General features: G+C 59.0%; 23 protein-coding genes. 12 read left to right on the top strand and 11 right to left on the bottom strand.

Going from position 1 to position 23,283, the window contains the following annotated elements:
• Positions 1-100: 100 nt before the first annotated feature.
• Positions 101-1,474: a nucleotide 5'-monophosphate nucleosidase PpnN gene (gene ppnN / locus AB4P97_RS11880; RefSeq protein ID WP_042559566.1), complete on the bottom strand. Its 1,374-nt coding sequence runs from the start codon at positions 1,472-1,474 to the stop codon at positions 101-103.
• 226 nt (positions 1,475-1,700) lie between these two features.
• Between ppnN and AB4P97_RS11875 the strand changes: the two genes are divergently transcribed.
• Positions 1,701-2,228, top strand: a complete 528-nt coding sequence (locus tag AB4P97_RS11875; protein WP_042562110.1) for a DUF3087 family protein — start codon at positions 1,701-1,703, stop codon at positions 2,226-2,228.
• Here AB4P97_RS11875 and AB4P97_RS11870 read toward each other — a convergent pair.
• The gene (locus tag AB4P97_RS11870; RefSeq protein ID WP_395602709.1) at positions 2,225-2,611 is read right to left on the bottom strand and encodes a DUF2784 domain-containing protein; all 387 of its coding nucleotides are present in this window, start codon (positions 2,609-2,611) and stop codon (positions 2,225-2,227) included. The genes AB4P97_RS11875 and AB4P97_RS11870 overlap by 4 nt on opposite strands.
• 162 nt (positions 2,612-2,773) lie before the next feature.
• Here AB4P97_RS11870 and AB4P97_RS11865 point away from each other — a divergent pair, with 162 nt between their 5' ends.
• Positions 2,774-2,947, top strand: a complete 174-nt coding sequence (locus AB4P97_RS11865; RefSeq protein WP_155401132.1) for a hypothetical protein — start codon at positions 2,774-2,776, stop codon at positions 2,945-2,947.
• Between the two features lie 43 nt (positions 2,948-2,990).
• Here the strand turns inward: AB4P97_RS11865 and AB4P97_RS11860 are convergent, their stop codons facing one another.
• Together AB4P97_RS11860 and AB4P97_RS11855 are read right to left on the bottom strand one after the other, a co-directional pair.
• Positions 2,991-3,263: a hypothetical protein gene (locus tag AB4P97_RS11860; RefSeq protein WP_042559564.1), complete on the bottom strand. Its 273-nt coding sequence runs from the start codon at positions 3,261-3,263 to the stop codon at positions 2,991-2,993.
• 330 nt (positions 3,264-3,593) lie between these two features.
• Positions 3,594-4,274: an SOS response-associated peptidase gene (locus AB4P97_RS11855; RefSeq protein WP_395602708.1), complete on the bottom strand. Its 681-nt coding sequence runs from the start codon at positions 4,272-4,274 to the stop codon at positions 3,594-3,596.
• Positions 4,275-4,513: 239 nt separating this feature from the next.
• Between AB4P97_RS11855 and AB4P97_RS11850 the strand changes: the two genes are divergently transcribed.
• Together AB4P97_RS11850 and AB4P97_RS11845 are read left to right on the top strand one after the other, a co-directional pair.
• Positions 4,514-5,413, top strand: a complete 900-nt coding sequence (locus AB4P97_RS11850) for a polysaccharide deacetylase family protein (protein ID WP_395602707.1) — start codon at positions 4,514-4,516, stop codon at positions 5,411-5,413.
• Positions 5,414-5,523: 110 nt separating this feature from the next.
• Positions 5,524-5,766 carry a DUF1652 domain-containing protein gene (locus tag AB4P97_RS11845; protein ID WP_395602706.1) on the top strand — a complete coding sequence of 81 codons (243 nt, stop codon included), beginning with the start codon at positions 5,524-5,526 and terminating at the stop codon, positions 5,764-5,766.
• A 3-nt stretch (positions 5,767-5,769) separates the two neighbouring features.
• Here the strand turns inward: AB4P97_RS11845 and AB4P97_RS11840 are convergent, their stop codons facing one another.
• Together AB4P97_RS11840 and AB4P97_RS11835 are read right to left on the bottom strand one after the other, a co-directional pair.
• Entirely contained in the window at positions 5,770-6,132 is a 363-nt protein-coding gene (locus AB4P97_RS11840) for an NUDIX hydrolase (protein WP_395602705.1), read from the bottom strand.
• Positions 6,133-6,387: 255 nt separating this feature from the next.
• A complete protein-coding gene (locus AB4P97_RS11835; protein ID WP_007910805.1) occupies positions 6,388-6,627 on the bottom strand; it encodes a hypothetical protein in 240 nt (79 codons plus the stop codon).
• A gap of 186 nt (positions 6,628-6,813) precedes the next feature.
• Between AB4P97_RS11835 and AB4P97_RS11830 the strand changes: the two genes are divergently transcribed.
• Positions 6,814-7,149, top strand: a complete 336-nt coding sequence (locus tag AB4P97_RS11830; RefSeq protein ID WP_042559559.1) for a hypothetical protein — start codon at positions 6,814-6,816, stop codon at positions 7,147-7,149.
• Between the two features lie 136 nt (positions 7,150-7,285).
• On the opposite strand, the gene AB4P97_RS11825 is transcribed toward AB4P97_RS11830, so the two are convergent.
• Positions 7,286-8,464, bottom strand: a complete 1,179-nt coding sequence (locus tag AB4P97_RS11825) for a hypothetical protein (RefSeq protein ID WP_395602704.1) — start codon at positions 8,462-8,464, stop codon at positions 7,286-7,288.
• A 186-nt stretch (positions 8,465-8,650) separates the two neighbouring features.
• Between AB4P97_RS11825 and AB4P97_RS11820 the strand changes: the two genes are divergently transcribed.
• From AB4P97_RS11820 to AB4P97_RS11795, 6 genes are all read left to right on the top strand, one after another.
• Positions 8,651-9,583 (top strand): LysR substrate-binding domain-containing protein, encoded by a 933-nt coding sequence (locus AB4P97_RS11820; protein WP_042559557.1) that lies wholly within the window; start codon positions 8,651-8,653, stop codon positions 9,581-9,583.
• Between the two features lie 235 nt (positions 9,584-9,818).
• Positions 9,819-11,243 (top strand): aldehyde dehydrogenase, encoded by a 1,425-nt coding sequence (aldA, locus tag AB4P97_RS11815; protein WP_395602938.1) that lies wholly within the window; start codon positions 9,819-9,821, stop codon positions 11,241-11,243.
• A gap of 82 nt (positions 11,244-11,325) precedes the next feature.
• Complete coding sequence (locus AB4P97_RS11810; protein WP_395602703.1) at positions 11,326-12,645, top strand: nitrate/nitrite transporter; 1,320 nt, start codon at positions 11,326-11,328, stop codon at positions 12,643-12,645.
• Between the two features lies 1 nt (position 12,646).
• Entirely contained in the window at positions 12,647-13,864 is a 1,218-nt protein-coding gene (locus AB4P97_RS11805) for a mandelate racemase/muconate lactonizing enzyme family protein (RefSeq protein ID WP_395602702.1), read from the top strand.
• A 74-nt stretch (positions 13,865-13,938) separates the two neighbouring features.
• A complete protein-coding gene (locus AB4P97_RS11800) occupies positions 13,939-15,552 on the top strand; it encodes a GMC family oxidoreductase (protein WP_395602701.1) in 1,614 nt (537 codons plus the stop codon).
• A gap of 119 nt (positions 15,553-15,671) precedes the next feature.
• Positions 15,672-16,277: a DUF6338 family protein gene (locus tag AB4P97_RS11795; RefSeq protein ID WP_042559553.1), complete on the top strand. Its 606-nt coding sequence runs from the start codon at positions 15,672-15,674 to the stop codon at positions 16,275-16,277.
• Between the two features lie 167 nt (positions 16,278-16,444).
• Here the strand turns inward: AB4P97_RS11795 and AB4P97_RS11790 are convergent, their stop codons facing one another.
• The gene (locus AB4P97_RS11790; RefSeq protein ID WP_042559552.1) at positions 16,445-17,329 is read right to left on the bottom strand and encodes a LysR substrate-binding domain-containing protein; all 885 of its coding nucleotides are present in this window, start codon (positions 17,327-17,329) and stop codon (positions 16,445-16,447) included.
• 158 nt (positions 17,330-17,487) lie between these two features.
• On the opposite strand from AB4P97_RS11790, the gene AB4P97_RS11785 reads away from it, so the two are divergent.
• A complete protein-coding gene (locus AB4P97_RS11785; protein WP_395602700.1) occupies positions 17,488-20,514 on the top strand; it encodes an FAD-binding and (Fe-S)-binding domain-containing protein in 3,027 nt (1,008 codons plus the stop codon).
• Here AB4P97_RS11785 and AB4P97_RS11780 read toward each other — a convergent pair.
• From AB4P97_RS11780 to AB4P97_RS11770, 3 genes are all read right to left on the bottom strand, one after another.
• Complete coding sequence (locus tag AB4P97_RS11780) at positions 20,447-21,136, bottom strand: paraquat-inducible protein A (protein WP_047301724.1); 690 nt, start codon at positions 21,134-21,136, stop codon at positions 20,447-20,449. The two genes, AB4P97_RS11785 and AB4P97_RS11780, sit on opposite strands and share 68 nt — an antisense overlap.
• A complete protein-coding gene (locus AB4P97_RS11775) occupies positions 21,133-21,729 on the bottom strand; it encodes a paraquat-inducible protein A (RefSeq protein ID WP_042559549.1) in 597 nt (198 codons plus the stop codon). Before AB4P97_RS11775 ends, AB4P97_RS11780 begins: the two co-directional genes overlap by 4 nt.
• A 109-nt stretch (positions 21,730-21,838) precedes the next feature.
• On the bottom strand, positions 21,839-23,230 hold the full coding sequence (locus tag AB4P97_RS11770; RefSeq protein WP_395602699.1) for an aldehyde dehydrogenase family protein: 1,392 nt from the start codon (positions 23,228-23,230) through the stop codon (positions 21,839-21,841).
• Between the last annotated feature and the right edge of the window lie 53 nt (positions 23,231-23,283).

Here is a 23,283-nt window from a genome sequence, read left to right as displayed (position 1 = left end):
AGCTGCGGCACGCTGCGATCTTTTGATTTTGACCTTTAAAAACAAGATCAAAAGATCGCAGCGTGCCGCAGCTCCTACAAGGGTGTCTTGTGGCCGAACCTTACGCCACCACTCGATAGCACGGCACATACGCCGCGCCGCCCGGCAGTTTCATCCGGTGCTGGGCGACGAAGGCTTTGAGCAGTGCGTCGAGCGGTTGCATGATCGCGGCGTCACCACGGATCTGGTACGGGCCGTGTTCCTCGATCAGACGAATGCCCTTGTCCTTGACGTTACCGGCCACGATCCCTGAGAACGCCCGGCGCAGGTTGGCCGCGAGTTCATGCGGTGGCTGGTCGCGGTGCAGTTTCAGGTTGGCCATGTTTTCGTGGGTCGGATCGAACGGACGCTGGAAGCCCTCGTCAATCTTCAGCAGCCAGTTGAAGTGGAACGCGTCGTTACGCTCGCGGCGGAACTGCTTCACGGCTTTAAGGCCCTGGGTCATCTGGCGCGCGACTTCAGTCGGGTCGTCGATGATGATTTCGTAGTGCTGCTTGGCCGCTTCACCGAGGGTCGCGATGACGAACGCGTCGAGCTGCTCCAGATACGGTGCAGCATGTTTCGGCCCGGTCAGGATGACCGGGAACGGCAGGCCCTCGTTGTCCGGATGCATGAGGATGCCCAGCAGGTAGAGGAACTCTTCCGCCGTACCGGCACCGCCCGGGAAGATGATGATGCCGTGGCCGACACGCACGAACGCTTCCAGACGTTTCTCGATGTCCGGCAGGATCACCAGCTCATTGACGATCGGGTTTGGCGCTTCGGCAGCGATGATGCCCGGCTCGGTCAGACCGAGGTAGCGACCGCCGTGAATACGCTGTTTGGCGTGGGCGATGGTCGCGCCTTTCATCGGGCCCTTCATCACGCCGGGGCCGCAGCCGGTGCAGATGTCGAGGCTGCGCAGGCCCAGTTCGTGGCCGACTTTCTTGGTGTATTTGTATTCTTCGGTGTTGATCGAGTGACCGCCCCAGCACACGACGATTTTCGGCTCGACACCCGGGCGCAGGGTGCGGGCGTTGCGCAGCAGGTGAAAGACGTAGTCGCTGATGCCTTGCGAGGTGCTGAGATCGATGCGTTGGCTGTCGAGTTCGTTTTCGGTGTAGACGATGTCTCGCAGGGCGCTGAACAGCATTTCCCGGGTGCTGGCGATCATTTCGCCGTCGACGAAGGCATCGGCCGGAGCGTTCAGCAGCTCAAGGCGCACACCGCGATCCTGCTGGTGAATGCGGATTTCGAAGTCCTTGTAGGCTTCAAGAATGGTCTTGGCGTTATCGACATGAGCGCCGGTGTTGAGGATGGCCAGGGCGCACTGGCGGAACAGGGTGTAGGTGCTGCCGGATCCGGCTTCGCTCAGTTGCTGCACTTCACGTTGAGAAAGGGTTTCCAGGCTGCCTTTGGGGCTGACCGAAGCATTGATTACGTGTCGTTGGGTCATGCAATGATCCTTAAAACGATGTCATCCCAGAACCAGGCGAATGGCATCCGAATAGTGTGTATCCATGAATGAAGATGGCACGATCTGCGCTATACCGCCATGTCCCCGTTGGACGATGAAAAGATGAAAAGGGGCCCCAGCATAGCTAAATCCATCGCAGAGGCGATAATGCGCGGGCCCGTTTTTCTGTTGTGCCTCTTTTTCTTGCTCAAGGAAGTCATTAGTGATGTTCGAGATTCAGCCGATGGACGCCGCCACTTTTCGCCAGCAGACCCGCCGCAGCACGCTGATCATCGCCGTGCTGTTCCTGGTGCTGGCGATGTTGTTTTCAACGGTGGCGGTGCAACTGTTCGGAGAACCGGGCGGCGATAACCTGCGGTTTAATGTCGGCGGGGTTTTTCTGGCATTTCTGCTGACGGCGGCATTGCTGCGCGGGCGCTTCTGGAATCAGAGCTGGATGGCGCCGGCGGTTTATAGCTGGCGGCTCAAGCGCAATTTGATGAGCGTCACCAATGTGATGCATCAGGTGACGGCGGCAGTGGAAAAGAACGACCCGATCGCGATGAAAGTGTTGCGCTTCTATCATCAGGGGCTGACGCAGATGCATGAACTGGATGGTAACTCCAGCGATCATGCGCAGTTGCATCGTGAAGTCGAACAGCACAAAGAGCGGATGCAAGCGCTGGGTCTCGATGTCGACCAGCCACGCCTTGATCCGGCGTGGCTGGAGGCCTTGAAGCCTGCGTCGCGTTAAATCGAAATACGGCTGGCTCGGCGCAGTTTCCACGAGCGGATCAATCGCCCGTAAACCAGCAGGTTGATCATCAGCACCACGCTGCCTAGCACCAGTTGAATCTGCGGTGTAAGCCCGGCCGGGTAGATGATCGGCCAGATGTAATGTTCGATGAAACCGCCGGCGTACTCGGTTTGCCCGGCGGCGTGGCGCATCAGGTTTTCCCAATAGGTCAGGGGGCAAGTCAGGTGGAACACCTCGACCGCGAAGCCCCACGCGGCGGCCGGCAAGTGCAGCCACATCAGTCGCGGCCACATGAGCACCAGCAGTCCGCCGAACAGCACGAATAGAATGAACAGCAAATGAAACAGCACCAGCCCGTCGGCTGCGATTCGGTACAGCATGTCGTCTCCCTGACGCATTTGTGATGGGTGCCATGTTACGCCAGCCGCGGCTCACGGGCGGTGCGATTTAGCGCATTTGTTAGCCGGACATGGTGTTTGCTGTCAGCGTCGAGTGGTTACAAGTTGCGCGATGAAAACTGTTCTACGCTTTATCGACGATGAATGACTTCTGAAAGCGAGGCGGATATGGCAACTGAGAAAACGCATCTGGATGATGAGGATGAGCCATCAGAAGAAGAGGTCGAGCAACAGAAGAGGAGAGAGGAGCAGACCTGGAAGCATGACGACAGCCGAGAGCTGTCGGATCGCGATCAGGAACGCCCGCTAAAACCTTGAATGATGAATTGCCAAAGCCCCGAATCAACGGGGCTTTGGCGTTTCAAAGGTCTTCCAGCTGCGAGAAATCGGGGTGTGCCGCCCGGTAACCCAGTGTTCGGTCGATCCAGGCATTGAGCTCGTTGACCATCACCGGCGCCTGGCCGGGATACTCATCCAGAGTGATGCGCAGGATACGTTCGATGTCAGGGACTGAACTCAGGTTTCGGGTCTTGATGTAATGGCCGATAAAACAGTCGAGTTGAAGGCGTTCTGTCGTGGACAGATGAATACACTCCAGGCCTCCGACCTGTTTGATTGCAAAATCGTCGCGCAACTTATTTCTCTGCAAGGCTTGTAGACGTTATGGGGGAATTCTGGCTTGTTGACTTTGCAGTCAACTGGTATACCAATTGGAAATGCGGCGCGCATGCTATCCGTAGCGAATGTAAATGTATGTATGACGATTGAAATGTCAGACAGGCGGTTAGTTCGCTCAAACGACTGTTTTATATACGCTTGTCTCAAGATTGAAACACTGTTTGTAAACGCTACGCGTCACCCTGGAGCTGCCGAAGGCTGCGATCTTTGCTTGTGGTTTTCAAGATCAAAAGATCGCAGCCTTCGGCAACTCCTACATAAGAGAACGTGTAGCGCTGGCAGATTTTCAGGCCACTTCAGCGATCAACTCGGGGCCTTGATTGCGTGAGTTGCCGACGGCTTTGGCGACCTTGTGCCACTCAAACGCCGTTGCGTCTTCACCCTCGAACAACAGCATCTGCTCGGCTCGTTCCACCGGGGTCGCCGGGTCGAGCCATTCGCGCGCCAGTTCGGCGTTGAGCACCACCGGTCGACGGTCGTGGATATCGAGCATGCCGCCCATGCTGTCGGCAGTGATGATGACGAAGCCATCGTCGTCACGAGCATCGGCACCCGGTGTCGGAAATTGCCCAATGGCGGCGCAGAAAACTGGCTCATGATCCACCCGACGAATCAGCCATGGTTGTCGGGTTTTGTCCTCGGCATCGACCCATTCGAACCAGTTATCGACTGGCACGATCAAGCGGTGACGCCAGATTGCGCGGAAAAACGGCCCGTGCGCGACTTTCTCCACCCGCGCATTGATCGGTGCGGCGCGGTCCTTTGCCCAGTGCGGACTCCAGCCCCAGCGCAGATTGTCCGCATACACACGTTGTTCGTGTTGATGCAGGACCGCCAGCGCGGTGGTCGGCGCTGCGTTGTATCGAGCCAGCGGCGCTTCGCCGACATGATTGATCAGCGCATCGGGAATGCTCAGCACTGCGACGAAATCGTGAATGCCCCGGTATTGCGAGAGTCTTCCGCACATCGGCTGAATCTCCTGTAGGAAATATCAGCTTAGTTGGCTCTTTGCTTCACTCCTTGGCGAGGTGACCGATGAACGTGTCGCCTCGTTTCAGCAGCCACTGGTGCACAGAGCGAGCGCTGGAACCAAACCCTGTGTACCTTATCCAACCTCGGCCCGCGAAGCCGAGCGCAGGGCTGGATCAGGGCGAGGGAGTTTTGCCAATCGGTACATGAACGCAGTGGTCGGACTGAAGGCAAAACATGACATCCGGATTCAAACTTTTTTGTGCAGCGGTCATCGCCCTGGTGCTGGCCGGCTGCATTGCCGCGCCCATTGAACTGACCGCGCAAACCGAATCCCGGCTGAAGGCTCAAGCGCCGGTGCGTTTTCTGCTGACGTTCGATGACGGCCCCAGCGCCTCGAGTTTCTGGAATCCATCAGCGAAGGTGCTCGACAGCCTGAAAGACAACCCGGTGCAGGCGGGCATCAAAGCGGTATTTTTCGTCCAGACGCGTGCCCCCCGGGCTGGCAACAGCGAAATCGGTCGCGACATCATGCGGCGCGAGTTCGAAGAGGGGCATGTCCTCGGTTTTCATACGGCGACCCATTGGCACACCAACCATCGCTCGCTCACCCCGCAGGAACTCAACGAATCGCTGGGCAACGGCTCCGCTGACATTGCCGCCCTCACCGGAGCGCCACCGAAGTTGCTGCGCCCGCCATTCTGGAATTACGACAAACGCACGTTCGCCGCCTATCAACAGCATGGCTTGCAGGTGTTGCTTACGGATCTGAGTGCCAATGACGGCAAGATCTGGGGCTTCAACGCCAGCCCGCGCCGACGGGCGAACATGTTGCAGCAGCTATCGCAAGTGCGTGAGCGCATCGCCCTGGGAGAGTTTCCGACAGTGGACGGTGTGATTCCTGTGGTGGTGACCTTTCATGATCTCAACCGCTATACCGCGCGGCATATGCGCGAATACCTGCAAATCCTGCTCGATAGCGCCGCGACCACCGGCGTGAGATTGGCGCAAAAGCCTTTTTATGACGATCACGCTGAACTGGAGAAGGCTGCGCTGGCGCGTACGGTTCGGCAAAGTTCCGAATCGGTGCAGTTGCCGGGCATGTGGAACTGGATCTGGGATCACGATTCTCACTGACGGGACGCATGAAAAGTGTGATCGGGTTGACGTTTTTCGGGGGGCGGGGCAGTCATTGCCCATCTATGCTCTACGGATCGATCGATTCAACGCCTGCGAGGCGCCCCGCCATGCTTGCCATTGCCGACATCTGTCGCATTGTCGAATCCGGCTTTCCCAAGTTTAAATGCGAGTGCATTTCAACGCCTCAGGGGCTGCTTCAAATCAAAGTCTATGAGCCCGGCAGCGGACGTGTCGAGTTGCTGCTCAACGGCGTTTCCCCGGAACATCTCGTCACGATCCGCGACATTTCCAACTTTATTGGCGAATTGCGTACAGAAATGAGTGCCGGCCGCAGGGCCTTCGCCGGTTGATGTTTATAAACGCCGTTGAAATGCCCGGACGATGCGAAGCGTTGCTTCGCTGGTATCCAGATTCTGTACCGCGCCTAACGGAAACCAGATGCAATCAGTGATTTCGTTCTGCGGGCGCAACTCTTCTATGTTTAGCACCGAAGCCTCATAGACATGATGTCGGGTTCCGCCGTATTGCAGTTCCATCAGGTAGAGCACTTCATCGGCATTCAGCCCGGTTTCTTCCTGCAATTCGCGCACGGCAGCGTCCGCCCGGGTTTCTCCAGGTTCGACTTTGCCGCCCGGCAAACTCCAGCGGCAGCGGGGCTTGCGCACCAGGAGGATATGTCGATTCTGTTCGCAGATGACGGTTGCACGTACTTTCATCGGTTGCCTGTTACCGCTGTCACAAAAAAGAAATAAAACTGCAATATTCGAGCCGGACCTTTGGTTAAAGGTTCCTTTGACGTTGGAGCGTCGAGTATTGAGAGAAGTGCCAAATGCTGAAACAGGCTTGCGCGGTACGAGCGGATACTGAAAACCCTAAACGCGTGTTCAGGGTTACGAGGCGAGATAAAGGGTTTTACAAAAGCAGCCCCGGCTAACGCCAGGGCTTTAGTTTGCAGCGGTAATAAGTGTGTGTCAGTGGACTTTGGTGCGACTGATTGCCCGTGCCTTCACTTCCCTGGCGTACAATTGCAGCCGCTCTTCATCGCTTTGCAAGACCTCACAGGATCTCAGTACTGACTGCGCGTCAGCCTCGTTACCAGATTTGCGCAGCTGCTCGGCGATGCGTTTCAGATCGACTGCCGACCAGCGCAGATCCGACGCGACGCTTTGCAAGTCGCGTTGCAGTTCGTGTTCGTATTCGTTGAGACGCATGATCACCTCCGGAACATTCTCGGTAAAAAAGAGTAGTCGCATTTTTCACCCGTCGTGGGTGGTTTTTCTGTGATACCGCTGAATGGGGGTGTAAAAAATTGTCCAATCTCCACAGCGGGCGCGATGCCACGATGGATGTGTTGTCTGTTAGGCGGTACATTCACTTTTTTTGCAAAAGGAAACATCATGCGGATATGGATCGGGAGTCTGGCGTTGGTCATGTTGGCAGGGTGCTCGTTGCCGACATCGTTGGTGCCGGGTGAGCCCAATGTCAGAAAGACCACTAGCAAGGCGCCCAAAGACTATGCCGCGTGCGTATTGCCGTTGTGGCAGAAGGATGTTGCGAAAACCTCGCAGACATCGATCTCCAACGGTTACCGCATCACCGCGCCGAGCATCATCACGGCTGACGAGATTCTCGAAATCGTCAAATACAAGGACGGCAGCAGCGTTTCCTTGTACCAAGGCCCGCCGTGGGCCAAGTCCGGGTCGCTACGCCAGTCTGTGCGTGATTGCCTGTAGCAATTGTCGGGTGCAAAAAAGCAGAAACCGGATTCCGGTTTCTGCTTTTTTTTGGCTGTCGATACCAGCGCAGGGCGATCAGTCTGAAATGTCGGTTGTCGCTATGGCGTACTGACTGGCGCAGGAATACTGGCGGTCAGAAGTAATACCCGATGTTCACATACATCTGGTTTTCCCACTGATCCAGGCCCCCAGCACCCAAACTCTGGGTGTAGCTGCTGCCACCGATATACGGATCGTTCTTGCCGATCAGCCATTCAGCCGCCACCCACAATTTACTCACCGAAAACGAGCTGCCGAGGATCATCCGTTCCGACGTCCTGAAGCCGCTGGCGGATTTGTCGAAGGCACTGTAGTTGGCGTAGAGCTTGATGCCGCTGACTTGATCGAACAGGTATTTGCCGCTCACGTCATAACTCAGGTCTGCCACGTACAGATTGCCGCGACTGGCGACGTTGAAAGTGCCGTCGTAACCACCAAGGGTTACCAGTTCATCAGTGCCCGGATTGCGCGGTGACATCTGCTGCCGCGCGGCCTGCAACTGCACGCCCCATGGACCGTTCTTGCCCAGGTAATGCACGGCAACGGCATTGCGACGGCCGTCGTTGTCGGTGTCCCTGTTCTGAAGGCTCGACGTCAGGCCGGAGACGCCGACCTCGGACTTCCACGGGCCGAGGTCCAGCGCCTTGGCCACGCGCAGCACGATGGTGTTGCGCTCCTGGTTGTCGCTGCCGTCAGCCACATAGTCGTCGGCCTCGGATACAACGCTTGAGTAGCTCACTCCGTTGCTGGTGCCTTTGCCTTGCCACGCGGGGCGCACGTAGTACCCGGCCTGAATGTTCCATGCGCCGGTTTGCTGGATGTACTTGGCGCCGACCTGTTGCACATCTTCCAGGCCGATAACGTTGCCCAGCGTCTCGTAGAACGTGCTGCCGAAGTATGGCTGCAAACCGAACGGTACGGTGTTCAGGCCCACTTGCACCTGCTGGTCGGGGTTGAATTTGTAGCCCACCCACGCGAACTTGGCGAATTGGATGTCGCCATAGTTTTTCGTGTACTGGTACGGGTAGGAGCGGCCATAGAAACGGTACTGAGCCTCACCGATCCAGCTGTCCGAATTGTATTTTGCGCTGAGGAATACCGTGTCGAGGCCGAACTTCTGAATGTCGCGATCCGGGTCGACATCCCAGCGCGCGCGGATGGCACCGCCCAGATCAAGATTGTCGGTGACCTGCACCGCCATTGCCGGGGCGGCAAAGCTGCAGAACAGAGCGATGGAAGTCGTGCGCAGGCGAAACGAAGAGGGGATGGGCATGGAGCGGCTCTCGATTGTTTTTATTAGAGATGCCGCGCAGTTTTGCCATGTGCCGATTGTTGAACAAACGATAAAAACGCTGGAGAAACCTGCGTCGAATGCAAGTTACTCGAAAAATCCTGTAGGACAGTCCCACACACTCATGGGATGCTCTGCGCCTTGTCAGCGGTTTTCGAGTGCTTTGATATGAAACGCAAAATGCCTGGCCTGAACGCGCTCAAGGCGTTCGAAGTCGCCGGCAGCACCGGCAGCTTCACCCGCGCCGCCGAGTTGCTCAATGTCACGCAAAGTGCGGTCAGCCGCCAGGTGCGGCAACTGGAGGAACAGCTTGGCGAAAGCCTGCTCGAGCGCCGCCATCATCATTTGGAGCTGACGGGGGCTGGCAAGATTCTGTTGCGGGCGCTGCATCAGTCGTTCGACAAGATCGAGCTGACGGTGCGCAGCATCCAACAGAAAACCCATTCCAATCGCTTGCACATCAACGCGCCGCCGACCTTCACCAGTCGCTGGTTGATGCCGCGGCTGGGGCGTCTGCGCGAGCGGCACCCCGAACTGGAATTGAGCATTACGACGCGCTTGCAGGACAGCCTCGCGGAAACGAGTACCCTCGATTGCGCCATCCGTTTTGGTGATGGGGAGTGGGATGGTCTCGACAGTTCGCTGTTGATCCAGGAGCGGCACATCGCGGTGTGCGCGCCGTCGCTGTATGCCCGCGAGAGTGGCGAGCAGGGCGTCGACCTCAATCGCCTTACGTTACTGCATGTGTTGGCCAAGGAAGATCAGCGCTACCTGACCTGGAAACACTGGCTCGATGCGGCACGGATCACTGGTGTGGATACCCAGGGCGGTTATGAGTTCGACCTGCTGGACCTGGCGATTCAGGCCGCGACCGATGGGCTGGGAATCACCATTGCCGACTGGCACATGGTCGCGACGGAGCTGGCCAGCGGGCAGCTGACCCAAGTGCTGAATGTGCATGTCGAAGGGCATCAATCCTATTGGCTGGTGACCCGGCCGGAGCAGACGGAAATGCCGCAGTTGCAGGTGTTCAGTCAGTGGCTGCAAGAAGAAATCTGGCTGGCGCAACGTCAGTTGGAGCCTTCGACGGCTGCTTCCTGACACACCCCAAATCCCCTTGTGGGAGCGAGCCTGCTCGCGAAAGCGTTGGATCAGCCGCCATCATCTGTGAATGACCCACCTCTTCGCGAGCAGGCTCGCTCCCACAGGTGTTTGCGGTGGAGCCAGGAGTAACCTGCATTTTTTGCATGTTTAAACGCCCGATAAATCGTTTGTTCAACCCGCCATCGATGACAAGACTGGCGGCATTGATAAAAACAAACGATGGGCGATGCACATGCGAATCGAGCGAAATTTTGTTAACGGCCAATTCATCGAGCCTGCCAGCGCAGCGCTGATTGCGGTCTACAATCCGGCCACCGAAGCGTTGCTGGGCCATGTGTCGGGCGCCACTGCCGAGGAGGCCACTGCCGCGGTCGACGCTGCGACCATCGCGCAAAAGCTTTGGGGCAAACTCACCAGCATCGAGCGCGCCGAACACCTGCGAGCCTTGGCCGCAGCCCTTGAGGATCGTGCTGAAGCCATTGGCGCCGCACTGGCCGCCGAGTCCGGCAAAAGCGTTAGCGACGCCAGTAATGAAGCGCGCTATGCGGCGCAGATCACTCGTTATCATTCTGAATGGGCACGCCGTATCGAAGGCGAAATCATTCCCAGCGACAGCCCTGATGAAAACCTGTTTTTGCATCGCGAACCGATCGGCGTTGTCGCCTGCCTGATTCCGTTCAACTACCCGGTCTACACCCTGTTGCGCAAAATCGCCCCGGCGCTGATTACCGGCAACACCGTGGTGGTGCGTCCGAGCAACAACACACCGACCTCGGCGTTCGAAATTGCCAAAGCGGTGCAGCAGTCGGGCATGCCGGCAGGTGTCATCAATATTCTGACCATGGACCACGCCACGGCGGCGGCGGTCTGCACGCATAAATCGGTAGGCCTGATTACCCTGACCGGCAGCGTCAACGCCGGGCGCATCGTCCTCGATTACTGCAAGGCCAATATCGCCAAGCCGTCGCTGGAACTGGGCGGCAAGACTCCGGCGATCATCGAGGCGGATGCCGATCTGGAAGCGGCTGCGACGGCGGTCATTGCCTCGAAGACCACGCACTGCGGGCAACTGTGCACTGCGGTCGAGCGTGTCTATGTGCAGGAAAGTATCTACGACCGGTTCCTCGACTTGCTCAAAAGCAAAATCGCCGAGGTCAAATTCGGCGACCGCGCCACCGACGCCAGCCTGATGGGCCCGCTGGCCAACGCCAGCTCACAGAAAAACATTCACGCGATGGTCGAACGTGCCGTGGCCGACGGGGCGACCCTGGAGTGCGGCGGTGTCCTGCCGCAAGGTCGGGGGCATTTTTATCCGCCAACGCTGCTCAGCGGCTGCCGTCAGGACATGGAAATCGTCCAGGAGGAAATCTTCGGCCCGGTGCTGCCGGTGCTCAAGTACCGCGACATCGACGAGGCGCTGGCAATGGCCAACGACCACCAGTTCGGCCTGGCGTCGGTGCTCTACACCGAGAATTACCGCACCGCGCAGAAAGTCGCCAACGCCATCGAGGCTGGCGAGTTGTACGTCAATCGCACCCCGGCCGACCCATATCAGGGCTACCACGCCGGCTGGAAACGCTCCGGCCTGGGCGGTGATGACGGCAAGCACGGCATGCTCGAATTTACCCAGACCCGACTTGTGGTCATGAAGTACTGATCCACCGCGACACGCCTCACGCTTCATCTATAAAAACAATTATCAGGGGCGCCCGGAGCACGGGTCGCCCGAGGTCACTTCAATGTCCAAGCATGCATCCTCTGCTGCCGCTGTTCAGGGTTCCAACGCGGCTGTGAAAAGCCAAAGTGACAAGGGAAGTCGCTACGTCCAATTGATGTTGCTGGTGCTGGCCGCCGGCGCGATCTATCCGATTCTGTACCTGCGCCAGGTCTATCAAACGACCATGCTCGAGGTGTTCCAGATCAGCCACAGTGAACTGGGCTATCTGTACTCGATCCTCGGCACGATTTTTCTGCTCTGCTACTTGCCGAGCGGTTGGCTGGCCGACCGCATTGCGCCGCGTTTCCTGATTTTCTTCTCGCTGGTGGCCACGGGCGTTTTGGGCCTCTGGTACTCGACCGCGCCGTCGATGACCGAGTTGATGATCATCTTCGGTTGCTGGGGACTGACCACCGGTTTGACCTTCTGGGCCTCGGTGCTCAAGCGCGTGAAAATGATCGCGCATCACACCGAACAGGGGCGTTTCTTCGGCATCCTCGACGGTGGTCGTGGCCTGATTGAAGCCTTGTTGGCGACCGTTGCTCTGGGGCTGTTTGCCTTTGCCACCGAAACCCGTGGCGAGTCCACCGCCGAAGGCTTCCGGCACGTGGTCTATCTCTACGCCTTTACCTGTATCGCCATCGGCTGTGTGCTGGTGCTGATCAAGGATCCGAAGTCGATGCAGGACACGCCGGCGGTGGAGAAGGGCAAATTCAATCTGCTCACCGACCTGGCGACACTGGTGAAGATTCCCGAGCTATGGCTGGTCACCGCGATTGTGTTCTGCGGTTATCACATCTTCTGGGCCACCTACAGCTTCTCCGATTACCTTCAGGGCAGCGGCATGACGGCCGTCATGGCCGGCACCATCACCACGATCAAACTGTGGATGCGCCCGGTTGGCGGCATCGGTGGCGGCTGGCTGGGGGACAGGTTCTCGAATATTTCGGTGCTGATCGTTGCGCTGTTACTGGCGAGTCTGGCGATTGTCGGCCTGATCGTGTTCCCGTCGCTCAACAGCATCGGCCTGCTGATCAGCACGGTGATTTTCATCGGCCTGATGACCTATGCGATTCGCGGGCTGTACTGGGCGATCCTCGATACCTGCAACATTCCGCTGCGCATCACCGGCCTGGCCATCGGCATTGTTTCGGTGGTCGGTTACCTGCCGGACGCCTTCATTCCGCTGATCAACGGCTACCTCACCGAGCAGTATCCCGGTGCCCTCGGTTACAAGCTCTACTTCGGCTACATCGCCTTCGTCGGCTTCCTCGGCACCCTGGCTGCCGTGACCCTGCGCGCCCGAATCAATCGCCAATCCTTGAACAAGACAGGTGCCTGAGATGAAAATCGTCGCCCTTGAAACCCATATCGTTGCTGTACCGCCACCGCACGTCGGCGGTATGTACTGGCTGTTCGTCAAGCTCAAGACCGACTGCGGCATTGAAGGTGTTGGCGAGATCTACGCCGCGACCTTCGGCCCCAAAGCCATGTTGCCAATCATCGAGGACGTGTTCGAACGCTACCTGCTCGATCAGGACCCGCACCACATCGAGCGCTTCTTTCGTCAGGCCTATTCCAGTGGTTTCACCCAGCGTCCGGACCTGACCATGATGGGCGTGGTCAGCGGTCTGGAGATGGCGTGCTGGGACATCATCGGCAAAGCGGCGAACAAGCCGGTTTACGAGTTGCTCGGCGGCAAGGTTAACGAGCGCCTACGTTCCTACACCTATCTGTATCCGGTCAACAGCCGTGGCGAGTACGACTACGACGACCCGGACCTGGCCGCCGAGTGCGCCATCGACAACATGAACAAAGGCTTCACGGCGGTGAAATTCGACCCGGCCGGGCCTTACACCGCGTACTCCGGGCACCAGATCTCGCTGGAAGTGCTGGAACGCTGCGAAACCTTCTGCCGCAAGATCCGCGAGGCGGTGGGCAACAAATGCGACCTGCTGTTCGGCACCCATGGGCAGATGGTGCCGTCCTCGGCGATACGTCTGGCCAAGCGCCTGGAAAAATACGATCCGCTGTGGTTCGAAGAGCCGGTGCCGCCCGGGCAGGAAGAGGCCATGGCCCAGGTTGCGGCCAAGACCAGTATCCCGATTGCTACAGGCGAACGCCTGACCACCAAGTACGAATTCTTCAAACTGTTGCAGGCCGGCGGTGCATCGATTCTGCAGATGAACGTCGCGCGTTGCGGCGGCCTGCTCGAAGCCAAGAAGATCGCCAGCATGGCCGAGGCCTATTACGCGCAAATTGCCCCGCATCTGTACAACGGGCCGATTGGTGCGGCGGCGAGTTTCCAGTTGGCGACGTGTACACCGAATTTTCTCATTCAGGAAAGCATCGGCACTTGGGGCGGTTTCCATGCCGAGGTGTTGACCAAGCCGTTGCAGTGGGAGGACGGCTACATCATTCCGTCCACCGAGCCGGGCCTGGGCGTCGAGCTGAACATGGACGTGGTGCGCAAGCATTCACCGTACACCGGCGAGCGCTTGCACCTGCAAATGGCCCCGACGCCTGTGGACGTCAAAGACATATCGCCGGCCAGAGGCTGACATCGCTTCTGATTGCCACGCCAACCCCAACAGGTTCGGCGAATTTTGGACAACGACTTACGCGGTAACCGTGCATGACATACGACTACATCATCGCTGGCGCAGGCGCCGCAGGCTGCGTGCTCGCCAACCGGCTCTCGGCCTCGGGCAAACACAGCGTGCTGCTGCTGGAGGCGGGTGGCAAGGACAGCTCTCTGTGGTTCAAGATCCCGGTCGGCTTCGCCAAAATGTATTACAACCCGACCTTCAACTGGATGTATTACAGCCAGCCACAGAAGCAATTGGGCAATCGCGAAATCTACGCGCCACGCGGCAAGGTGCAGGGTGGCTCGGGCTCGATCAACGCGATGATTTACGTGCGCGGGCAGGCCCATGATTTTGACGATTGGGCTGCCAATGGTAACGACGGCTGGGGCTTCAAGGACGTGCTGCCGTACTTCCGCAAACTGGAAAACCATCCGCTGGGCGACAGCGAATACCACGGCAGCAGCGGCCCGATCAGCATCACGCCGATGAAGGGCCAGACTCATCCGATTTGCGACGTGTTTCTGGAGGGCTGCGCCGAGCTCGGCTATCCGCGCAGCGATGATTTCAATGGCGCGAATTTCGAGGGTGCGGGCCTCTACGACGTCAACACTAAAAATGGCCAGCGCTGCTCCAGCAGCTTTGCGCATCTGCATCCGGCGCTGAAACGCCCGAACCTGACGGTTGAGCATTACGCGCTGGTGGACCGAGTCCTGTTCGACGAAACGAAGCGACGTGCGACGGGCATTTCGATTACCCAGCATGGCGTGGCGCGAACCTTCACCGCACGCAAGGAAGTCATCCTCAGCGCAGGTGCTGTCGATACGCCGAAAATCCTCCAGTTGTCCGGTGTTGCCGATCGCGATCTGCTGGCCAGGCATCAGATTCCTCTGGTCAAACACCTGCCGGCGGTGGGCCGGAATCTGCAGGATCACCTGTGCGCCAGTTATTACTACAAGGCCAATATCCCGACGCTCAACGATGAACTGAGCTCGCTGTTCGGCCAGTTCAAACTCGGCGTGAAATACCTGCTGACGCGCAAGGGGGCGCTGGCCATGAGCGTTAATCAGGCGGGCGGTTTTTTCCGTGGCGAGGCGCATCAGCAGCACCCCAATCTGCAACTGTACTTCAACCCGTTGTCGTATCAGATTCCAAAAAACAACAAGGCCAGTCTCAAGCCGGAGCCTTACTCAGGCTTCCTGTTGTGCTTCAACCCGTGCCGGCCGACCAGCCGCGGGAACATCGAGATCGCCTCGAAAAATCCGCGCGACGCAGCGCTGATCGATCCCAACTACCTGAGCACGCAAAAGGACATCGACGAGGTGATTCAGGGCAGTCGCCTGATGCGCAAAATCATGAACGCCCCGGCGCTCAAGAGCATCACAGTTGACGAAGTGTTGCCAGGGCCGGCAGTGGAGACAGACGAGCAGATGTTGCAATACTTCCGCGACAACTGCGGCTCGATCTACCACTTGTGCGGTTCTTGCGCGATGGGCGCGGACGAACAGACTTCGGTGGTCGACAAGCGTCTGAAGGTGCATGGTTTTGAGGGCTTGCGGATTGTCGATGCATCGATCTTTCCGAACGTGACGTCGGGCAATACCCATGCGGCGGTGCTGATGGTGGCGGAGAAGGGTGCGGATCTGATTTTGCAGGATGCGTAGGTTTCAGGTTTGGCGAAATTTGCTGTGACAGTTGCTCAGGAGGGAGTTTTCAGCGTGCGCTAGGCTTTGGAGTGCCGGCCGGTAATCGGGCCGGCATGTCGTTCAAGGAGCCACGGATCATGGATGATCTGGTCAAAGAAGTTATTCCTCTGTTGCAGTACCTGATTCCAGGATTTCTATCGACCTGGATTTTCTATTCCCTCACAGCGTTCAGGCGGCCAGATACGTTTGGTCAGATTGTACAAGCGTTGATTTTTACTTTTGTAATTCATGGAGCGGTTACAGGAATTGGTGTGGCCTGTTTGTGGGTGGGCGCGAAGGGGTTTTCTGTAGGAAAGTGGAATGGAGAGGCTGAGGCCGTGTGGGCATTCTTTTCTTCGCTGCTGCTTGGGCTGATGGCTTGTCGTTTGGCCACCAATGACAGATTGCATGGATGGTTGCGCAACAGAAACGTAACGAAACAATCTTCTTACCCCAGTGAATGGTTCAGCGCATTTGTTCAGTATGACCGCTTCATCACTCTGCATTTGATCGACGAAAGGCGCGTACTTGGCTGGCCGGTTGAGTGGCCACCGGAGTCAGCCAATGGGCAGTTTGTGATGCAGGACCCGCATTGGCTCGACGAGGATGGCAAGTCGGTGCCTTCTGGAGCCGAATATTTACTGATAGATTCGGCGAAAGTTAAATGGGTTGAGTTCAACCCCACATTAGAGGGTTCATCATGACCGCCAGAGCACCGCAACCCATGCCAAAGGAGTACGAACGCCTTTTCAGGGGGGCAGATGGAAAACGGCTAGCGGAACCATTGATCAAAGGGCCGAGCGCGCCACCACCGCTGAAGCGCCAGCCATCCTTGGAAGCGTGATGACTGCCCGGCTGTCATCGCGAGCCTTCAAAGCGTCTCCACCAACCAGTCCCGAAACGCCTTCAACGACGGCAGCGCTTCATTGCGCGGCGGATACACCAGGTAATAGCTGCGTCGACTGGTAATCGGTTCGCCCAGTTGCAGCAACTCCCCATTCAGCAGTTCATCCTCGACCAGAATCCGCGGCACCAAACCCACGCCAATATTCGCCCGCACCGCCTGAATCAGATGCGCAGTCATTTCGAAGCTCGGGCCGATGCGCATGCTGCGATGCGGCAAGTCGTGCTGGCTGAACCATTCTGTCCACGCTTGAGCATTGCTGCTGACGTTGAGTAGCAATTGCCCGGCGATGTGTTGCCCGGCGTCGTTGCGTTCGTCTTCGGACAGTTGCGTACTGGCGATGACCACCAGTTCCTCGGTGTGCAAGGGCAGGGCGGTCAGCCCCGGCCACTCGCCACCACCCACACAGATCGCGGCGTCGATTTCACTGGTATCAAAATCGATGGCTTCGATGCGTGAGTGCAAATGCACGGTCATGCCCGGGTGGGCGGTGTAGAAGTCCTTGAGTCGCGGCAACAACCATTTCGAGCCGAAGGTCGGCAGCGTTGCCAGCCGCAGGCTATGGATGCCCGAACCGAATGCCATGGCCTGCAAAGTGGCGCTGCGGATCTGCCCGAGTGCCTCGGCGAGTTCGCGTTGATACATGCGCCCGACGTCGGTCAGGACTACTTGCCTGCCTTCGCGGCTGAACAGGCGCATGCCGAGCATTTTCTCGAGGATTTGCACCTGACGGCTGACCGCACTTTGCGTCAGCGACAGTTCATGGGCGGCGCGGGTGTAGCTTTCGTGGCGCGCGGCAGCCTCGAAGGCCAGCAGTAATGACATGGAAGGCGTGAGCGTGCGCGGATTCATTCGTAAAAGTCATCAATAGCGGGTCGAATTTACGGTTGTCCCAGCGTTCGTCAGCAATGAATATGGGCAACATGAGATGGCGGAGCCTGACGCAATCATTCGTTGCGTACAACTGTTCACCGCCACACGGCCCGATTTTTACCGAGATGTCCTGACCGATGATTGCCCAGCTGTCGCCCGCAACCGCGCAAACCTCCAATTACCAGCAGTTCCTCAATGCGCTGAAGGCCAGCGGTTTTCGTGGTGAAATCAGCGCTGACTACGCCAGTCGCGTGGTGCTGGCCACTGACAACTCGATCTATCAGCGACTGCCGCAAGCTGCGGTGTTTCCCATGGATGCTGAGGACGTGGCCAAGGTCGCACGGCTGATTGCCGACCCGACCTACCAACACGTGGTCATCACCCCGCGCGGCGGTGGCACCGGCACCAATGGCCAGTCGTTGACCGACGGTATCGTCGTCGACTTGTCGCGGCACATGAACCGTATTCTGGAGATCAACGTCGAGCAGCGTTGGGTGCGCGTGCAGGCCGGGGTGGTCAAGGATCAGCTCAACGCCGCGCTGAAATCAGCCGGGCTGTTTTTCGCCCCGGAGCTCTCCACCTCCAACCGCGCCACCGTCGGCGGCATGATCAACACCGACGCCAGCGGCCAAGGCAGTTGCACCTATGGCAAGACCCGCGATCACGTGCTGGAGCTGGATATGATCCTGCGCGGCGGCGATCGTCTGCACGGTCAGCCGCTTGCGGAGAGCGAACTTCATGCGCAGTGCGCCCGCGAAGATCGGATCGGCGAAGTCTATCGTTGTGCGCGGCAGATCATCGATGAGCAGGGTGCGCTGATCAAGGCGCGCTTTCCCGATCTCAACCGTTGCCTGACCGGTTACGACCTGGCGCACCTGCGCGAGGCGGACAATCGCTTCAACCTCAACAGCGTGCTGTGTGGCGCCGAAGGTTCGCTCGGCTTTGTGGTTGAGGCGAAGTTGAACGTTCTGCCCATCCCCAAGCATACGATGCTGGTGAACATTCGCTACGCCGGGTTCATGGACGCGCTCCGTGATGCCCGGGCGCTGATGGCGCTTAAGCCGCTGTCGATTGAAACCGTCGACTCGAAAGTGCTGTTGCTGGCGATGCAGGACATTGTCTGGCACGGCGTTGCCGAGTATTTCCCACAAAGCCCCGAACGGCCGACGCTGGGGATCAACCTGGTGGAATTTTGCGGTGACGATGCCGAAGATCTGCAGCGCCGTGTCGAAGCGTTCGTTGAGCACTTGAGCAAAGACCTTACCGTTGAGCGTCTGGGCCATACGCTGGCGGTAGGTCACGCGGCGGTGAACAAGGTTTACGGCATGCGCAAACGCGCCGTGGGCTTGCTCGGCAACGTTGCCGGTGAAGCGCGGCCGCAGCCGTTTGTCGAAGACACGGCCGTGCCACCGCAGCATCTTGCCGAGTACATCGCCGAGTTGCGCGATCTGCTCGACAGCCACGGTTTGCAGTACGGCATGTTCGGTCATGTCGATGCCGGGGTGCTGCACGTGCGGCCGATTCTCGACATGAAAGATCCGCAACAAGCGGCGCTGGTGCGGCCGGTATCCGATGGCGTCGCCGCATTGACTCAACGCTACGGCGGCCTGCTGTGGGGCGAGCACGGCAAGGGCCTGCGCTCGGAATATGCGCCCGCGTTTTTCGGTGAGCTGTACCCGGCGCTGCAAGCGCTGAAGGCCGCGTTTGACCCGTTCAACCAATTCAACCCGGGCAAAATCGCGACGGCGGCCAGCACTGGCGCAGCACTGCTGAAGATTGATGAAGTGACCTTGCGTGGCGAACTGGATCGACAGATCGACGAGAAAGTCTGGCAGGACTACGGTGCAGCGATGCACTGCAATGGTAACGGCGCTTGCTACAACTTCGATCCTGATGACGCGATGTGCCCGTCGTGGAAGGCCACTCGTGAGCGCGCGCAGTCGCCCAAGGGCCGGGCGTCGTTGATCCGCGAATGGCTGCGATTGCAGGGTGAGGCGGGGGTTGATGTGCTGTCTGAGGCTATTCGTCGACCCGCGTTTTTCAGCACTTTTTGGCAGCGCTGGCGCAACAGCCGCGCGCAAACGCCGGACTTCTCCCACGAGGTCTACGACGCCATGGCCGGTTGTCTGGCGTGCAAATCCTGCGCGGGCCAATGCCCGGTGAAGGTCAACGTGCCGGAGTTTCGTTCACGATTCCTCGAGCTGTATCACAGCCGCTACCTGCGTCCGGCGCGGGATTATCTGATCGCGTCGCTTGAATACAGCATCCCCTACATGGCGCGGATTCCGGCGCTGTACAACGGTTTGATGGGCGCGTCGGTGGTTCGACAACTGCTGGAACGCCTGGGCGGCATGGTTGATGTACCGTTGCTCAGCCGTTTCGATTTTCACGCAGCGATGCGCCGTTGGCAGGTGCAGCCGGCGACGGTGCCGACCTTGTCTGCGCTGACCCAGGCGCAACGCGAGCGCAGCGTGGTGCTGGTGCAGGATGCGTTTACCCGCTACTTCGAAGCGCCGCTGTTGGCGGATCTGGTCGAGCTGATTTCGAGACTTGGCTATCAGGTCTATCTGGCGCCGTTCAGTGCCAACGGCAAGCCGCTGCATGTGCAGGGTTTTCTGTCGGCGTTCAACCGCGCGGCTCTACGCAATGCGCGGCAGTTGCGCGAACTGGCGGATGTCGGCGTGCCGCTGGTGGGGCTGGACCCGGCCATGACCCTGGTTTATCGCCAGGAGTATCAGAAAGTCCCCGGTATGCAGGCATGTCCGGAGGTCGCGCTGCTGCAGGAGTGGCTGCTCGACGTGATACCGGAACAGGCACTAGAAGGCACCGCAGAGACCTTCCGTTTACTGGCGCATTGCACGGAAAAAACCAATGCACCGGCCGCGACCCGGCAGTGGGAGCAAGTGTTCGAGCGCGTGGGATTGAAACTGACCACGCAGGCCACCGGCTGCTGCGGCATGTCCGGCACCTATGGCCACGAAGCGCGCAACCGCGACACTTCGGCAGTGATCTACGAACAGTCGTGGGCGCGCCAGATCGACGCGCCAGCGCAGAAAGGCGAGGCGCTGGCCACCGGATATTCGTGCCGCAGCCAGGTCAAGCGCCAGTCGGATCGGGCAGTGCGCCATCCCTTGCAGGTGCTGCTTGAGAGGGTGCGTCGCTGAGCGTTTCGTCGTCCGGCGCGTTGTCCCAGATCAGTCGCGGGTCGAAGCTCATTGCCGAGAGCATGGTGAGCACCACCACCATGCCGAAAAACAGGATGCCCGAACGCGGTTCGATATCGCCCAGCGTCTGGAATTTCACCAGCGCCGCGACGAGGGCAACCACCAGTACGTCGAGCATCGACCAATAGCCGATCAACTCGACGAATCGAAACAGCTTCGAGCGCTCCCGCCGCGCCCAGCCACTGTCGCGCTGCACACTGATCAGCAGCAGCGTCAGGGCTCCGAACTTGACGCCCGGCACGGCAATACTGGCGATGAAGATGATCAGCGCGATATCCCACGCGCCGTGCTGCCAGAACTCCAGCACGCCGCTCATGATCGTGCTGTCGGCGCCGCTGCCCAGCATCGTGGTGTTCATCACCGGCAGCAAATTGGCCGGCACGTAAAATACCAGGGCGGCAAGCAGATAGGCCCAGGTGCGGGTGAGCGAATTGGTCTTGCGCCGATGCAGCGGGGCGTCGCAGCGCGGGCACTCATGCGGTTCGTCGGTCATGTCGCAGGCCAGGCCGCAACTGTGGCACAGGCACAGGTTCAGCTCGCTGGCGGTCGCTGGTCGCTTCATAAGATGTCCCAGAGTTCACGGATGTCGCGGCCGGCAATACGGATCATCATCAGGCTCAGCACGGCCAGGGCGAACAGGCCGATACCGGGCAGCACATCAAGCATCCCGGCCAGTTTGAACACGGCGACCATCGCCCCCAGTAAACACACTTCCAGCATGCTCCACGGGCGCAACGTTTCCAGCCAGCGCATACAGACCTTGAAGCCTGGCGCGCGTCGGGAGGAGAGGGCGAAACTCAGCACCCAGATCAGCAACACCAACTGAAATGCCGGGGCAATAATGATCGAGATTGCGGCCACCATCGCCATGAACGTGATCGGACCCTGGCTCAGGGCGACCACTGAATCCCACAGCGTCGCACTGTTTTTCAAGCCTTTGAGGCTGATGCTCATCACCGGATAGAAATTGGCGAACAGCCACAGCACCGCCGCCGTGAACGACAGGGCCAGACGCTGCTCAACGGTCAGTCCGTTGAAGCGTTCGAGCACCCCGCCGCAGCGTACGCACAGGGTTTTCTGGTGTTTGCCGAGCACGGCTTTTTCATACACACAATCGCAGTGCTCGCAGATGATCAGGCGTTCGGGGGCGATCATGAAAAGCGCTCGATTCGGGCCCCAAAAGCAGGGGGACCTGATCACTATAGAAGGCCCACGGCAATGGGCAACTTGCAGGGCATCGAGCGGCAGCATTTTCTGCTAATGATCAGCGGCGATCCAGCCACACAGTCTGCGCATTGCAGAACTCGCGAACGCCGAAGTGCGACAGCTCACGGCCAAACCCACTCTTCTTCACGCCACCGAAGGTCACGCGCGGGTCGCTGGCGGAATAACCGTTGATGAATACGCCGCCGGTTTCCAGCTCGCTGGTCAGTTGCTGTGCCAGTTGCACATTGGCGGTGTAGATCGTCGCGGTCAGACCGAATTCGCTGTCGTTGGCCAACGCGACGGCATGCGCGCAATCGCGGGCGGTGATGATTGAGGCAACCGGGCCGAACAGTTCCTGTTTGAACGAGGTCATGCGGTCGGTAACGTCAGCCAGCACGGTCGGTTCGTAGTAGTTGCCAGCCCCAGCGGTTTTGCCGCCGCCGAGCAACAGGGTCGCTCCTTCTTCGAGGGTGTCGCGCACTTGCTGATCCAGTTCATCACGCAGATCAAAACGCGCCATCGGCCCGATGTAAGTGTCGGCAGACAGCGGATCGCCCACCTTCAGCTTGCGCGTTGCCTCAACGAATTTGCGGGTGAACGCTTCAACGACGCCTTCTTCGATGATCAGTCGCTTGGCCGCCGCGCAGACCTGACCGGAGTTCTGGTAGCGACCGATCACCGCGGCCTGAACGGCTTCGTCGAGATTGGCGTCATTGAGCACGATAAACGGATCAGATCCGCCCAACTCCAGCACGCATTTCTTCAGCGCGGCACCTGCCTGAGCGCCGATGGCCATGCCAGCGCGGACGCTGCCGGTCAGCGTAACGGCAGCAATGCGCGGGTCGGCGATGGCGCTGGAGACGCCTTCCGGAGTGACGTTGATCACTTCAAACACGCCGGGGGCAAAACCTGCGCGGGTAAACGCATCGCGCAGCGAATAAGCGCTGCCCATCACGTTAGGCGCATGCTTGAGGACGTAGGTATTGCCGGCGATAAGCGCTGGAACGGCACCGCGCAGCACTTGCCAGATCGGGAAGTTCCACGGCATCACGGCGAGAATCGGGCCGAGCGGACGGTATTCGATGCGCGCCTTGCCGCCTTCAACCTGAGTCGGTTCAGCATCGAGCATGGCCGGGCCATGTTCGGCGTACCACTCGCAGAGCTTGGCGCATTTTTCGATTTCACCGCGGGCCTGGGCAATGGGCTTGCCCATCTCCAGGGTGATCATGGTGGCCATGGCCTCAGCGGTTTCACGCAGCGCGCCGGCGAGAGCGGTCAGAGCGCGAGAGCGGTCTTGCAACGGCTTGCGTTTCCACTTGCCGAAGCCGAAGGCTGCGCGGGTCAGCGCGGCATCGAGGGCTTCTGCGGATTCAAACGCGTAGTGGCCGATCTGCTCGCCAGTGGCAGGGTTGATCGAAATGGCGTGGGTCTGGCTGGAAATCTGGCTCATGGCTTTCGTCCTGCGTATTCATGGGATGGGCCTAGAGTAGGGTGGCGTTTGTG

It is taken from the genome of Pseudomonas sp. A1230, from assembly GCF_044218825.1.
Classification (GTDB): domain Bacteria; phylum Pseudomonadota; class Gammaproteobacteria; order Pseudomonadales; family Pseudomonadaceae; genus Aquipseudomonas; species Aquipseudomonas iridis.
The sequence above is the reverse complement of the archived record's forward strand: the minus strand, read 5'-3'. Positions and strand labels throughout refer to the sequence as shown.

Coding starts and splice junctions, on each gene's coding strand:
- ppnN (WP_042559566.1), bottom strand. CDS start 1,474: ATGACCCAACGACACGTAATCAATGCTTCGGTCAGCCCCAAAGGCAGC.
- AB4P97_RS11875 (WP_042562110.1), top strand. CDS start 1,701: ATGTTCGAGATTCAGCCGATGGACGCCGCCACTTTTCGCCAGCAGACC.
- AB4P97_RS11870 (WP_395602709.1), bottom strand. CDS start 2,611: ATGCTGTACCGAATCGCAGCCGACGGGCTGGTGCTGTTTCATTTGCTG.
- AB4P97_RS11865 (WP_155401132.1), top strand. CDS start 2,774: ATGACTTCTGAAAGCGAGGCGGATATGGCAACTGAGAAAACGCATCTG.
- AB4P97_RS11855 (WP_395602708.1), bottom strand. CDS start 4,274: ATGTGCGGAAGACTCTCGCAATACCGGGGCATTCACGATTTCGTCGCA.
- AB4P97_RS11850 (WP_395602707.1), top strand. CDS start 4,514: ATGACATCCGGATTCAAACTTTTTTGTGCAGCGGTCATCGCCCTGGTG.
- AB4P97_RS11845 (WP_395602706.1), top strand. CDS start 5,524: ATGCTTGCCATTGCCGACATCTGTCGCATTGTCGAATCCGGCTTTCCC.
- AB4P97_RS11840 (WP_395602705.1), bottom strand. CDS start 6,132: ATGAAAGTACGTGCAACCGTCATCTGCGAACAGAATCGACATATCCTC.
- AB4P97_RS11835 (WP_007910805.1), bottom strand. CDS start 6,627: ATGCGTCTCAACGAATACGAACACGAACTGCAACGCGACTTGCAAAGC.
- AB4P97_RS11830 (WP_042559559.1), top strand. CDS start 6,814: ATGCGGATATGGATCGGGAGTCTGGCGTTGGTCATGTTGGCAGGGTGC.
- AB4P97_RS11825 (WP_395602704.1), bottom strand. CDS start 8,464: ATGCCCATCCCCTCTTCGTTTCGCCTGCGCACGACTTCCATCGCTCTG.
- AB4P97_RS11820 (WP_042559557.1), top strand. CDS start 8,651: ATGAAACGCAAAATGCCTGGCCTGAACGCGCTCAAGGCGTTCGAAGTC.
- aldA (WP_395602938.1), top strand. CDS start 9,819: ATGCGAATCGAGCGAAATTTTGTTAACGGCCAATTCATCGAGCCTGCC.
- AB4P97_RS11810 (WP_395602703.1), top strand. CDS start 11,326: ATGTCCAAGCATGCATCCTCTGCTGCCGCTGTTCAGGGTTCCAACGCG.
- AB4P97_RS11805 (WP_395602702.1), top strand. CDS start 12,647: ATGAAAATCGTCGCCCTTGAAACCCATATCGTTGCTGTACCGCCACCG.
- AB4P97_RS11800 (WP_395602701.1), top strand. CDS start 13,939: ATGACATACGACTACATCATCGCTGGCGCAGGCGCCGCAGGCTGCGTG.
- AB4P97_RS11795 (WP_042559553.1), top strand. CDS start 15,672: ATGGATGATCTGGTCAAAGAAGTTATTCCTCTGTTGCAGTACCTGATT.
- AB4P97_RS11790 (WP_042559552.1), bottom strand. CDS start 17,329: ATGAATCCGCGCACGCTCACGCCTTCCATGTCATTACTGCTGGCCTTC.
- AB4P97_RS11785 (WP_395602700.1), top strand. CDS start 17,488: ATGATTGCCCAGCTGTCGCCCGCAACCGCGCAAACCTCCAATTACCAG.
- AB4P97_RS11780 (WP_047301724.1), bottom strand. CDS start 21,136: ATGAAGCGACCAGCGACCGCCAGCGAGCTGAACCTGTGCCTGTGCCAC.
- AB4P97_RS11775 (WP_042559549.1), bottom strand. CDS start 21,729: ATGATCGCCCCCGAACGCCTGATCATCTGCGAGCACTGCGATTGTGTG.
- AB4P97_RS11770 (WP_395602699.1), bottom strand. CDS start 23,230: ATGAGCCAGATTTCCAGCCAGACCCACGCCATTTCGATCAACCCTGCC.